The sequence below is a fragment of the Microbacterium sp. AG790 genome (assembly GCF_003634765.1).
In the GTDB taxonomy this organism is placed as follows: Bacteria; Actinomycetota; Actinomycetes; order Actinomycetales; family Microbacteriaceae; genus Microbacterium.
In genome coordinates, this window is the sequence record NZ_RBWZ01000006.1 from 522,190 (window position 1) to 534,094 (window position 11,905).

The 11,905-nt window shown below is 70.5% G+C and carries 13 protein-coding genes; 12 read left to right on the plus strand and 1 reads right to left on the minus strand.

Going from position 1 to position 11,905, the window contains the following annotated elements; genetic code table 11:
• Positions 1–172: 172 nt before the first annotated feature.
• Positions 173–364 (plus strand): hypothetical protein, encoded by a 192-nt coding sequence (locus DEU37_RS14725; protein ID WP_147424844.1) that lies wholly within the window; start codon positions 173–175, stop codon positions 362–364.
• A 28-nt stretch (positions 365–392) separates the two neighbouring features.
• Here the strand turns inward: DEU37_RS14725 and DEU37_RS03020 are convergent, their stop codons facing one another.
• The gene (locus DEU37_RS03020; RefSeq protein ID WP_259457114.1) at positions 393–1,076 is read right to left on the minus strand and encodes an amino acid deaminase; all 684 of its coding nucleotides are present in this window, start codon (positions 1,074–1,076) and stop codon (positions 393–395) included.
• Between the two features lie 78 nt (positions 1,077–1,154).
• Here DEU37_RS03020 and DEU37_RS03025 point away from each other — a divergent pair, with 78 nt between their 5' ends.
• The 11 genes from DEU37_RS03025 (at position 1,155) to DEU37_RS03075 (ending at position 11,896) form a co-directional block, all read left to right on the plus strand.
• On the plus strand, positions 1,155–1,817 hold the full coding sequence (locus DEU37_RS03025; protein WP_121189184.1) for a hydrolase: 663 nt from the start codon (positions 1,155–1,157) through the stop codon (positions 1,815–1,817).
• A 42-nt stretch (positions 1,818–1,859) separates the two neighbouring features.
• Positions 1,860–2,840 carry a phosphate/phosphite/phosphonate ABC transporter substrate-binding protein gene (gene phnD / locus DEU37_RS03030; protein WP_121189185.1) on the plus strand — a complete coding sequence of 327 codons (981 nt, stop codon included), beginning with the start codon at positions 1,860–1,862 and terminating at the stop codon, positions 2,838–2,840.
• Positions 2,837–3,655 carry a phosphonate ABC transporter ATP-binding protein gene (gene phnC / locus DEU37_RS03035; RefSeq protein WP_121189186.1) on the plus strand — a complete coding sequence of 273 codons (819 nt, stop codon included), beginning with the start codon at positions 2,837–2,839 and terminating at the stop codon, positions 3,653–3,655. Before phnD ends, phnC begins: the two co-directional genes overlap by 4 nt.
• Complete coding sequence (gene phnE, locus DEU37_RS03040) at positions 3,652–4,464, plus strand: phosphonate ABC transporter, permease protein PhnE (RefSeq protein ID WP_121189187.1); 813 nt, start codon at positions 3,652–3,654, stop codon at positions 4,462–4,464. The genes phnC and phnE (DEU37_RS03040) overlap by 4 nt, the downstream gene beginning before the upstream one ends.
• Entirely contained in the window at positions 4,461–5,294 is an 834-nt protein-coding gene (gene phnE / locus DEU37_RS03045; protein WP_121189188.1) for a phosphonate ABC transporter, permease protein PhnE, read from the plus strand. Before phnE (DEU37_RS03040) ends, phnE (DEU37_RS03045) begins: the two co-directional genes overlap by 4 nt.
• Entirely contained in the window at positions 5,284–6,141 is an 858-nt protein-coding gene (locus tag DEU37_RS03050; RefSeq protein ID WP_121189189.1) for a MurR/RpiR family transcriptional regulator, read from the plus strand. The genes phnE (DEU37_RS03045) and DEU37_RS03050 overlap by 11 nt, the downstream gene beginning before the upstream one ends.
• 149 nt (positions 6,142–6,290) lie before the next feature.
• Positions 6,291–7,907, plus strand: a complete 1,617-nt coding sequence (locus DEU37_RS03055) for a glucoamylase family protein (protein WP_121189190.1) — start codon at positions 6,291–6,293, stop codon at positions 7,905–7,907.
• A 30-nt stretch (positions 7,908–7,937) separates the two neighbouring features.
• A complete protein-coding gene (locus DEU37_RS03060) occupies positions 7,938–8,573 on the plus strand; it encodes a TetR/AcrR family transcriptional regulator (protein WP_121189191.1) in 636 nt (211 codons plus the stop codon).
• 228 nt (positions 8,574–8,801) lie between these two features.
• Positions 8,802–10,064: an extracellular solute-binding protein gene (locus tag DEU37_RS03065; RefSeq protein WP_121189192.1), complete on the plus strand. Its 1,263-nt coding sequence runs from the start codon at positions 8,802–8,804 to the stop codon at positions 10,062–10,064.
• A gap of 5 nt (positions 10,065–10,069) precedes the next feature.
• On the plus strand, positions 10,070–11,023 hold the full coding sequence (locus DEU37_RS03070) for a carbohydrate ABC transporter permease (RefSeq protein WP_121189193.1): 954 nt from the start codon (positions 10,070–10,072) through the stop codon (positions 11,021–11,023).
• 12 nt (positions 11,024–11,035) lie between these two features.
• Positions 11,036–11,896 (plus strand): carbohydrate ABC transporter permease, encoded by an 861-nt coding sequence (locus tag DEU37_RS03075; protein ID WP_121189194.1) that lies wholly within the window; start codon positions 11,036–11,038, stop codon positions 11,894–11,896.
• The last annotated feature ends 9 nt before the right edge of the window (positions 11,897–11,905 follow it).

Below are 11,905 nucleotides of genomic sequence, written 5' to 3' on the forward strand. Positions count from 1 at the left end.
AGGCCGGATGCCGCGGTCATCGCCTGTTCTCGGCGAAACGCCTGCCCTCGGGTGGTCGGAGTTGGCGGCGGCGGCGCGATCTGATCGAAGGAGATTCCCCCCCCAATGGGAATGATTCGCATTCCGAGACCACCTGCGATCTCACGGCGTTCCTGCCTGCGGCTGCGCGGCCGTGGTCCTGAGGCCGCCCGCGGCACGCGGCGCGCACGCCGTACCGCGCCCTTCCTGGAGGCCCCTGCGCCGCCGGCTGGTGCTCGCCGACCCGTCCGGGTGGATCCGCGCCGTGGACGCCTACAACCCCTCGATCGATTACAACCACCGCGTCGCCGCCGCGGCCGACGAGTACGCGGCACTGGCCGGCTGAACGGCGCCGGCCGGCTGAGCGGCGCCCCTCAGCCGACCGCGTTCCACCGCAGCCGCGGGCCGTCGGCGTCGACGCCGGCCAGCACGTCGTCGACGGCGGCGACGGGGAAGGTCGTGATCAGCCGCGTCGACCCGCCGCTCGTGAGCGCATAGGCCAGGGCGGCTGCCCCGGATGCCGCGGGCCGGTCGACCGCGATGATCGCCTCTGTGCCGCCGAGCTGCTCGCGCCGGACGGCTGCCCGTGCGAGCAGCTCGGCCATCGCCGCCGTCACCCGCGTCAGCAGGGTCTCGCCCGTCGGCAGCGCCCACGGGAGGAAGGCGTCGGCCGCGAGCCCGTAGGCCCGGGCGAGCGCGCCGTCGAGCCAGCGATCACGCTTGAGGCCGTAGGGCGTCGGTGTCGTCGACAGCAGGTAGCCGTAGACGTGCAGCAGTCCCGCGTTGCCGATCGGGAAGCGCGCGTCCACTCCGGCGCGCGCGTGCAGCGCGTCGAAGACGGATGCCGGCACCACCGCCGTGCCGGTGTTCTCGTCGACGACGCTCGAGCGTCCCCATTGCGCGAACCGGTCGGCGGCGGCATCCGCGTCGATCGACGCGCCGAGCCAGGGGAGTGCGTTCAGCGCGGCGAACGGATCGCGCGCCGCCAGCGCCGCGGCGGCGTCGAGCCGCGCGAGCGCATCGCCATCTTTTACCTGTTGTTCATCTGCTGTGGTCATTGCGTCCACAAGTGTCCTTCACTATGGACGAAGCGTCCAGCATCCTGGGCGCTCCGCCGAAAAACCGCAGGGAGCTCCGTGCCTCGTCCGATTCTCATCTTCGACTTCGACGGTACCGTCGCCCTCGGCGACGGGCCGGTGCGCGCCTACGCGCGCGCCGTCGCCGCGGAGGCCGGGCTCGCCGCGTCGTTCGTCGACGACATCCTCTCCGGCCACGCCGGGACGGACGGCGAGGAGATCGCGATCGACGCCTACGACCTGGTGCGGGTGCGCGCCACCGCCGCCGGTGCGAGCGCCGACGACCTCGCCCGCGGCTACGCCGCGAGCCGCGCGCACCTCGCCTCGGACGCCGCGCCGATCGCCGCGCCGGCCGGACTCGCCGCCTTCCTCGCCGACGTCGACGCCGAGCGGGTGCTCGTGACCAACGCCCCCGGGGTGCGCATCCCCGAGGCCCTCGATGCGCTCGGGCTCACCGGCCTCTTCGACCGGGTGGTGGTCGACGCCGGCAAGCCCGACGGACTCGCCGCGCTGCTCGACGCGCTCGATGCGGATGCCGACGTCCTCGCCGTCGGCGACATCTGGCGCAACGACCTCGCCCCGGCGCACACGCGTGGCCACGCCACGGCGCTGGTCGCCGGCTACCCCGACGAGGCCGCGACCCCCGACTTCCACGCCGCCACGCTCTCCGAACTCCTTCCCGCCCTCACCGACTGGGTGCACGCCCACGCGCGTACCCGCTGACCCTCCCGCACACACGCATCACCCGACACCGAAGGACACCTCATGCGCATCACCCGCCTCCGACTGGCCGCAGTCGCCGCGACGGCGCTCGCCGCCACCGTCGCGCTCGCCGGCTGCTCCGGCAGCTCCGACGCCTCCGGCTCCGCCGCGCCCGCCGCCGACCCCACCTCGCTCGTTCTCGCTCTCGTCCCCTCGCAGGACCAGGCCGGACTCGTCGACACCGCCAAGCCGCTGACCGACATGCTCAGCTCCACCCTCGGCATCCCCGTCACCGGTGTCGTGTCGAAGGACTACCAGGCCGCCGTCGAGGCGATGGGCGCGGACCAAGCACAGATCGGCTTCCTCCCGTCCCTGCAGCTCTGGCAGGCCAGCGACCGGTACGGCGCGAAGGTCGTGCTGCAGACCGAGCGCAACGGCGCGATCACCTACCCGGCCCAGTTCATGACGAACAACCCGAGCAAGTACTGCGCGGACACCCCCGTCGACAAGGACGGGATGCTCTACTGCAACGGCACCGACAAGCTCGCCACCCCGAGCGGCCTGGACGCGATCACCAAGATCGCCGGCGCGAAGGTCGCCGTCCTCGGCCCCGGCTCGCCCGCCGGCTACATCTACCCGATGCTCGCCCTCAAGGAGAAGGGCATCGACATCGACAACGGGTTCCAGAAGATCCCCGTCACCGCCAACGACGCCTCGGTGATGGCCGTCTACAAGGGCGATGCCGAGGTCGGCTTCAGCTTCTGGGACGCACGCACGCTCGTCAAGAAGGACACCCCCGACGTGGGCCAGAAGGTCGTCGTCTTCGCACTGAGCGACCCGATCCCCAACGACGGCGTCGCCGTCTCGTCGAAGCTGTCGCCGGCGCTGCAGGACAAGATCACCCAGGCGCTGGAGTCCTACTCCAACACCGACGAGGGCTCGAAGGTGCTCAAGAGCATCTACTCCATCACCAAGCTCGCGCCCGCCAACCCCGCTTCCCTCGACGTCGTGGCGCGCGCCGCGCAGCAGCTGGGACTGCAGTGACGGATCTGATCCACACCCCGGGCGTCGAGGCTGCGGCCTCGGCGCCCTGGGGCATCCGTCTGGACGGGGTCACCGTCCGCTATCCGAACGGCACGGTGGGCCTGCGCGGCGTCGACCTGGAGATCGCCCCCGGTGAGATGGTGTGCATCGTCGGGCTGTCCGGGTCGGGAAAGTCCACGCTGATCCGCACGATCAACGGTCTCGTCCCCGTCAGCGAGGGTACTGTCACGGTCGGCGGCCAGCGCGTCGACAACGCCCGCGGCAGCCGACTGCGCCACCTCCGCGGGCAGATCGGCATGGTGTTCCAGGGGTTCAACCTCGCCGGTCGCACGTCGGTGCTCAACAACGTGCTCGTCGGGCGCCTCACGCACACGCCGTACTGGCGCACTCTCGTGGGGGCCTACCGTGACCGCGACAGGCAGATCGCGTTCGAGGCGCTGGATCGCGTCGGCATCCTCTCGAAGGTCTGGGAGCGCGCGTCCGCCCTGTCAGGAGGGCAGCAGCAGCGCGTCGCGATCGCGCGTGCCCTCGCGCAGCAGCCGCGCATCGTCCTCGCCGACGAGCCGGTGGCGAGCCTCGATCCGCCCACCGCGCACGGCGTCATGGGCGACCTGCGGCGGATCAACGCCGATCTCGGGATCACGGTGCTCGTCAACATCCACCTGCTCGATCTTGCGCGACAGTACGGCGCGCGGATCATCGGCATGCGCGCCGGAGAGGTCGTCTTCGACGGGCCGGCCGCACGCGCGACGGATGCCGACTTCGAGAACATCTACGGGCGGTCGCTGACCGGCGACGATCGGCTCGATCGATGAGCGTCGCGCCCGCGGCATCCGTGCCGGTGGTTCCCGCGCGTCCTCGCCGCCGCGCCGGCACGTGGATCGCGGTCGCGGTCGTCGTCGTGATCACGGTGGTCACGTGCCTTCCCGGCATCGGAGTGGGGCTGGATATCGCCCCTATCGTCGCGAACTGGCGAAACGGCGCCACGAAGATCGTCGAGCTGCTCACGCCCGACTGGTCGTTCTTCCCGCGGACGGTCGCGCCGATGGTCGAGACGCTGCAGATGGCGGTGCTCGGCACCGTCGTGGGCGCCGCCATCTCGCTTCCGCTGTCGTTCTGGGCGGCACGGCCCACCAACCCGCATCCTGCCTTCCGCGGTGCGGTGCGGACGCTGCTGAACGTGATCCGCGCGGTTCCCGAGCTCGTCTACGCGGCGGTGCTCGTCGCGATGGTCGGCGTCGGGGCTCTTCCCGGCATCATCGCGCTCGCGATCTTCAACATCGGCATCATCGTCAAGCTCGTCTCGGAGTCGATCGACGCGCAGGATGCCGGGGCCATCGAAGCCGGTCGCGCCGCCGGCGGCACGCAGGCGCAGATCAACCGCGCCATCGCCCTGCTCGACGCGTGGCCGGCGTTCGTCTCGCAGACCCTCTACGTCTTCGAGCTGAACGTGCGCGCCTCGACCGTGCTCGGCCTCGTCGGAGCCGGCGGGATCGGGCTGCTCATCGACGCCGTCCGCACGTTCTACCGCTACGACCAGCTGTCGCTCATCATCCTCGAAGTGCTCGTCGTGGTCGTCGTGATCGACCTGGTGAGCGACGCCATCCGACGGAGGCTCGTATGACCGCCCTCGCCCCGCGCGCCGCACACCGGCCGCGCGCCCTGCAGGTCCCATCGCGCCGCCGGTCGCCGTGGCGCGCGATCGCCGCGGTCATCGTGACCGTCGTCGTGGTCGCCGCCTTCTGGTCGGTCCAGATCTCGTGGAGCCGTCTGGCCGACCTTCCCGCCGACATCGGCCGCTACCTGTGGCTCATGTTCTCCGCGCCGGAATGGTCGAAGCTGCCCGAAGCGCTCTGGCAGACGTGGCGGAGCATCGAGATGGCGTGGGTGGGCACGGTGCTCGGCATCCTGCTGGCGACGCCGCTCAGCCTCGTCGCGGCTCGTGGATTCGGACCCCTCTGGCTGCGCGCCGCGCTGCGGCTCGTGTTCTCGGTGATCCGCGCGGTGCCGGAGCTGATCATCGCGATCATCATCCTCTCGGTCACCGGGCTGACCCCGCTGACGGGTGCGCTCGCCTTGGCCGTCAACGGCATCGGCACGCTCGGAAAATGGGGCTACGAAGCGGTCGAGGCCGTGCCGCCCGGGCCGATCGAGGCGGCGCGGGCCGCGGGCGGGTCGACGGCGCAGGTGCTGCGGTGGGGCGTGTGGCCGCAGGCGCAGCCGGTGTTCCTGTCGTTCTGGCTCTACCGGTTCGAGATCAACGTGCGCTCCTCGGCCGTTCTGGGCCTCATCGGCGTCGGCGGCATCGGCGATATGCTGACGTCCTACACCCAGTACCGGGAGTGGTCCACCGTGGGGATGCTGCTCATCGTGGTGATCGTCGTCACGATGGCGATCGACGCGGCGAGTGGGACGCTCCGCCGGCGAATCATGGAGGGTCCGCGTGCCCGTTGACGCGCCGACGACGGTGCGCATCGCCGCGATGCGCAACGGCCTGCAGCCCACCGAGCGGCGGGTCGCCGACCTCATCGTGGCCGAGCCCGACGCGGTGGTGGAGCTCACCGCGCAGCAGCTGGCGGACCGCGCCGGCGTCGCCCGGTCATCGGTCGTGCGGGCGTGTCAGTCGCTCGGTTACCGCGGCTATCCGCAACTGCGCGTGGCGCTGGCCGCCGAGCTCGGCGCGCAGCCCGAGCGCGACACCGACCACGGAGACGGCCCCCTGGGCGAGCTGCGCGCGGCCCTCGCCCGCACTGCGCAGTCGCTGACCACGGCGGTGAGTCTGATGAGCGCCGACGACGTGTCGTCCGCGGTCGCCGACGTCGCGGGCGCCTCGCGCCTGCTGGTCGTCGCGAACGGACTGTCGGCGCCCGTCGCGAGCGATCTGGCGATGCGCCTGACCGCCGTCGGTCGCCCCGCCGAGGTGATCGCGGACGCCATCGCACAGCAGATCGCGGCGCGTCAGCTGTCGTCCGCCGACGTGTGCATCGTCGTCAGCGGTTCGGGAGCGAACGCCGCGAGCGTGCGGGCCGCGGAGGCCGCGCGCAGCGCCGGCGCGCGCGTGCTGGCCCTGACATCCTTCGCGTCGAGCCCGCTGGCCGACCTCGCCGACCGTTCGCTCGTGATCACCCCGACCGGCGTGAGCTTCCGCGAGGAGCTGGCCCACACGTCGCGGGTGGCGCACGCCGCCTTCGTGGAGGCGTTCGTGGATGCCGTCGCGAGCGCACTGGGGGAGTGCGCCCGCGTCGTGCGGGCGCACGTGCTCGGCATCCTCTCAGACAACCTCGACGACGGCTCCGCCTGATCGGGTCGGGCGATCCCGCCCGGTCGTGCGGCTGTGGGCTCTGCTCCTTCTCGCGCCCTGCGGGAGGGGTTGCGAATAAACCGTACACATGTAAGGTTTTTTGCGCGGCTCCGACACCGCGGAGCGCTTTCGACGAGGAGAGCATGCCCATGAAGAGAACCCTCGCGGCCACGGCTGTGATCGCCGCACTCACGATCGGCGCCCTGGCGGGTGGAGCACCCGCGACCGCGGCGCCCCCAGGCGACCCCGCGGCGGGCGATGCTGCGACGCACGGGCCCGGCCGCCCTGGCCATCCCGCGGGGAAAGACGCCCGCGAACTTCTGCGCTACGCGACCGACACATGGACGTCGATGGCGGCGATGGCCCACCCCGACACCGGGCTGGTCGACGACAACATCGAGGGCGATCTCGATGCGGCATCCGCGTCGGGCTACACGTCGCCGACCAACATCGGCGGATACCTGTGGTCCACCGTCACGGCGCGGGACCTCGGGATCATCACCGCCGAGGAGGCGCGCCAGCGGCTCACCACGACGATCACCACGCTCGAGCGCATGGAGCGAAACCCCGGCAGCGGCATGTTCTACAACTGGTACGCCCCGGCCACGGGAGCCAAGCTCACGATCTTCCCGACATCGGGCGACACGATCCACCCGTTCCTGTCGACCGTCGACAACGGCTGGCTCGCGACCGCCCTCCGTGTCGTGCGCGAGGCTGAGCCGTCGCTGCACGATCGTGCCGACGCGCTCTACCGGTCGATGGACTTCTCCGCGTTCTTCGATCCGGCCGGCGCCTCGGGGCTTCCGGCGGGGACCAATCGCGGCGGATTCTGGGAGGCGCCTCCCGGTGACGGCTGCGCGGTGGCCGCGCCCATGTACAACGGCAGCGGCGAGACGGCGTACTACACCTGCCACCACTACGACACGACCGTCAGTGAGAGCCGCATCGCGACCTACCTCGCGATCTCGGACGGCGCCATTTCCGCGACGGGTCTCTACGGCACCCACCGCACGATGCCGCCCGGCTGCGATTGGGCGTGGCAGGAGCAGCTGCCCACCGGGACGACCCGCACCTACGACGGGGTCGACGTCTACGAGGGCACGTACTCCTACGACGGCATGTCGTTCGTACCCAGCTGGGGCGGCAGCATGTTCGAGTCGCTCATGCCCGACCTGTTCATCCCGGAGGCGCAGTGGGGTCCGCGCTCCTGGGGACTCAATCACCCGATCACGGTCGAGGTGCAGAAGGAGCACGGCCTGAAGGACGCGAAGTACGGGTATTGGGGCTTCTCGCCGGCCAGCGATCCGTTCGGCGGCTACTCCGAGTACGGCGTGGATCTGGCCGGCATGCGCAGTGACGGCTACACCTCCGACCGCGAGAAGACCGACGTCGACATCGACCGGCCCGGTTGCCACACCGGCACCAACCCTGATCCGACGTTCGGCGACGGCGTCGTCACTCCGCACGCGTCCTTCCTCGCCCTGCCGTACGACCACAAGGGTGTCATGGACAACCTCCGCAAGATCGAGCGGAAACTCGGCGCCTACGGTCCTGGCGGCTTCTACGACGCGGTCGCCGTCAAGAGCGACACCATCGCGAAGCGCTACCTCTCGCTCGACCAGTCGATGATCATGGCGGCGATCGGCAATGCGCTGACGGGCGACTCCCTCAAGGGGTACGTCGTCGACGACGCCATGGAGCGCACCCTCAAGCCGGCGATCGCCCAGCAGGTGTTCGGCTCGTCGTGGGGGCGTCCGCATCACTGAGCCGTAGCGTGGATGCCGGGGAGGAATCTCGTGGCATCAGACAGCGGTGACCGGGTGGCTCCCTCGCGGACGCGGGGGAGCTACCCGAAGGGGCAGGCCCGGCGGCAGCAGATCGTCGACGAGGCGGTGCTCGTGTTCGGCCGCTCGGGGTCGGCGAGCGGGTCCCTGCGCGAGGTGGCCAAGCGTGTCGGGCTGACGCCCGCGGGGCTCCTGCACCACTTCGCCTCGAAGGAGGAGCTGTTCGCCGAGGTGCTCCGCCAGCGCGACGAGCGGGTGCGCGCCGCGGCGGGGGAGCCCGCCGAGCACGGCCTCATCGCGCAGGCGGGCAAGGTCGTCGCGTACAACCAGACGACCCGTGGTCTCACCTCCCTCTACTCGACCGTCGTGGCGGAGGCGGCCGACCCCGACCATCCGCTGCACGACGACTTCGCCGCCCGATACCGGGCGCGCGCCGAGGCCACGGCAGCGCTCCTGCGCGCCGGCCAGCGCGCCGGCGAGATCGCGCCCGACATCGACCCCGAGGCCGGCGCACGCCTCATCAGTGCCGTCATGGACGGCATCCAGCAGCAGTGGCTGCTCGATGCCACCGTGGACATGACCGCCCTGTTCGACGAGTTCGTTCGCGGCTACCTGCGGGCACCGCGCGCCGCGGCATCCCCCCGCTGACCCCGCCGGTCCGCCGACCGACCCCGCCGAGCGTACGCCCCGCGAGACACCATCCCTGCACCGAGACGGCCGCTGTGCACCGGTGTCTCGGTGCGCAGACGGTGTCTCGCGAAAAGGCGGACTCGCGGGCGGTCGGGAGGCGGGCGGGGCGGATGTCTTGACGTTGGTTATGCGCATAAGTAGAGTGAGAGCCGACACCGCAGCGGGTGTCCCGTTCGAGGAGGAACCATGAAACACGTACGACGGGGAGCCGTCGCTCTCATCGCCATCGGCGCACTGGCGCTCACCGGCTGCGGCCGAGGAGCCGACACGCAGAGCGCGCCCGACGCCGCCACGACCATCGGCAGCGAGCCGGCCACGGGCACGATCACGATGTGGGCGATGGGAGCGGAGGGCGAGGCCCTGCCCGACTTCGTCAAGACGTTCGAAGACGCCAACCCCGGCGTCAAGGTCGAAGTCACGGCGATTCCGTGGGATGCCGCCTACAGCAAGATCCAGACGGCCATCGCCGGTGGCACGACGCCCGACATCGCGATGATGGGCTCGACCTGGATGGCGGACTTCGCCGACGCGTTCCAGACCGTGCCGACCGACCTCGACACCTCGGGCTCGTTCCCCGGTGCCGTTTCGTCGACCAAGGTGGGCGATCGGATGACCGGCGCGCCCTGGTACGTCGACACCCGCGTGCTCTACTATCGCACGGACCTCGCCGCCAAGGCCGGGTGGACGAAGGCCCCCGCCACGTGGGACGAGCTCAGCCAGATGGCCGCCGACATGCAGTCCAAGGCCGGCGCCGAGTACGGTATCCGCCTGCCCGGCGGCAACGACTCGTTCCAGGGCACGCTGTGGATGCCGTGGTCCAACGGAGCCTCGCTGACCGACGGAAAGACGTGGACTCTCGACACGCCCCAGATGGTCGAGGCGTACGAGTACTACCAGAGCTTCTTCCAGAAGGGCATCGCCAACCCGGCGGCCGACCGTTCCTCGGGCGCGCAGGAGGCCGACTTCGTCGCCGGCAAGACCCCGATGCTCATCGACGGGCCCTTCATGATCGGCTCACTCGAGAAGGTCGGCGGGGCGGACTTCGCCGGCAAGTTCACCACCGCGGTGCTGCCCACGAAGGAGTCGTCGACGTCGTTCAGCGGCGGCGCGAACCTCACGGTGTTCAAGAACTCGAAGAACGCGCACTCGGCGTGGAAGCTCGCCCAGTGGCTGACCGACCCGGCCACGCAGGCGCAGTGGTACGAGAAGACCGGTGACCTGCCCGCCGTCCAAGCGGCGTGGAAGGAGCAGGCCCTCGCCTCGCAGCCCACGCTCGCCGCCTTCGGCACGCAGCTGGAGACCGCGAAGTCGGTTCCCGCCACCACCACGTGGGTGCAGGTCGCCGCCGCGGGCGACGCGGTGCTCGAGAAGGTGCGTTTGGGCACCCAGAGCCCTGCAGACGCCATGAAGGAGCTGCAGAGCAAGGCCGACGCCCTCGGAATGGGCTGATCGAGATGACGCAGGCATCACTGGCCGCGACCGGAGCGGCCGCCGCCGTCACCGGTCGCGGCCGTGGTCGCCGGCCGGGGTCGTCCCGCCGCCGGCGCCAGGGATGGATCGCGTGGGGGTTCGCGCTCCCGTTCGTCATCGTGTTCGCGGTGTTCATGATCGTGCCGATCGTGGGCTCGTTCGCGATGTCGTTCACCGACTTCCGCGCGCAGGACATCCGCTCCCCGTTCTCGGTGGACTTCGTGGGCCTCGACCAGTACGTCAAGGTGCTGACCGACCCCACGTTCCTGAAGTCGATGGGCGTGACGGCGACGTTCGTCGTCGTCGGCATCCCCGTGACGATGGCCGTCGCGCTCGCACTGGCGCTCGCCCTGAACTCCGGCGGCGGGCGCATCGTCTCGTTCCTGCGCGTCGGCTTCTACGCACCGGTCGTGACGAGCATCGTCGCCGTCGCGGTGGTGTGGCGCTACATCCTGCAGCCGGACGGGCTGCTCAACAGCGCCCTCGCCGTCGTCGGCATCCAGGGGCCGGACTGGCTGAACGACACCACCTGGGCGCTGCCGTCGCTCATCGCGATGGCGGTGTGGCGCAACGTGGGCACGCTGATGGTGATCTTCCTGGCGGGCCTGCAGGCCATCCCGACCGACGTCAAGGAGGCCGCCATGATGGACGGCGCCTCGGCGTGGCGGCGCCTCACCGCGGTCACGCTGCCGATGCTGCGCCCGACGCTGCTGCTGGGCGCCGTGCTCATCTCGGTCGGCTTCCTGCAGTTCTTCGAGGAGGCCTTCGTGATGACCCAGGGCGGCCCGCTCGATTCGACCCTGTCGGTCGCCTATTACACGTTCAAGCAGTTCGGCTTCGGGCAGTACGGCGTCGCCTCGGCGGCCAGCTACATCCTGTTCCTCGCGATCGCGCTGCTGAGCCTGCTGCAGTTCCGGCTGCTGCGGACGAAGGACTGAGAGGACCCCGCCATGACCGCTCCTGTCATCGCCCGCCCGACGCGGCGCGCGCGCCGCGCCGTCACCGGCCGGGCCGTCACCTACACCGTGCTCGTCGTCGGCCTCATCGTGTGGATGCTGCCGTTCGCCTGGATGCTGCTGGGCTCCGTCAAGACCCAGGCCGAGATCCTGCAGCGCCCGCCCACGTGGTGGCCGCGCGAGTTCACGTGGGACAACTTCGCCCAGTGGTTCGGACCGCTCGACATCGGCCGCTTCTTCACCAACAGCATCGTCGTGGCACTGCTGACCGTGCTCGGCAACCTCGTGTTCTGCTCGATGGTCGGCTACGCGCTGGCGAAGATGGACTTCCCCGGCAAGAAGATCCTGTTCGCCGTGGTGCTCGTGACGCTCATGGTGCCGGGCGTCGTCACCTTCGTGCCGCTGTTCGTGATGGTCTCTTCGCTCGGGCTGACCAGCAGCTACGCGGCGCTGATCCTGCCGTTCATCACGACGCCGCTCGGCGTGTTCCTCATGCGCCAGTTCATGCTCGGCATCCCCGACGAGCTCATCGAGGCGGCGCGCATCGACGGGGCGGGGGAGCTGCGCATCTTCGCCCGTGTCGTCATGCCGCTGTGCGGGCCGCCGCTGGCGACCCTCGGCATCCTCACCTTCCTCGCGTCGTGGAACAACTTCCTGTGGCCGCTCGTCGCGGCCCAGACCGAGAACATGTACACCCTCCCGGTGGCGCTCTCGCTGTACTCGACCGGACAGAACGCGACCGACTACGGCCTGCTGCTGGCGGGGTCCGTGCTCGTGATCGCGCCGATCCTGCTGCTGTTCGTCTTCCTGCAGCGCTACTTCATCCAGGGCGTCGCCACGACCGGGCTCAAGTGAGCCCCCGCG

Coding starts and splice junctions, on each gene's coding strand:
- DEU37_RS03055 (WP_121189190.1), top strand. CDS start 6,291: ATGAAGAGAACCCTCGCGGCCACGGCTGTGATCGCCGCACTCACGATC.
- DEU37_RS03070 (WP_121189193.1), top strand. CDS start 10,070: ATGACGCAGGCATCACTGGCCGCGACCGGAGCGGCCGCCGCCGTCACC.
- phnE (WP_121189188.1), top strand. CDS start 4,461: ATGACCGCCCTCGCCCCGCGCGCCGCACACCGGCCGCGCGCCCTGCAG.
- phnD (WP_121189185.1), top strand. CDS start 1,860: ATGCGCATCACCCGCCTCCGACTGGCCGCAGTCGCCGCGACGGCGCTC.
- phnE (WP_121189187.1), top strand. CDS start 3,652: ATGAGCGTCGCGCCCGCGGCATCCGTGCCGGTGGTTCCCGCGCGTCCT.
- DEU37_RS03065 (WP_121189192.1), top strand. CDS start 8,802: ATGAAACACGTACGACGGGGAGCCGTCGCTCTCATCGCCATCGGCGCA.
- DEU37_RS03075 (WP_121189194.1), top strand. CDS start 11,036: ATGACCGCTCCTGTCATCGCCCGCCCGACGCGGCGCGCGCGCCGCGCC.
- DEU37_RS03020 (WP_259457114.1), bottom strand. CDS start 1,076: ATGACCACAGCAGATGAACAACAGGTAAAAGATGGCGATGCGCTCGCG.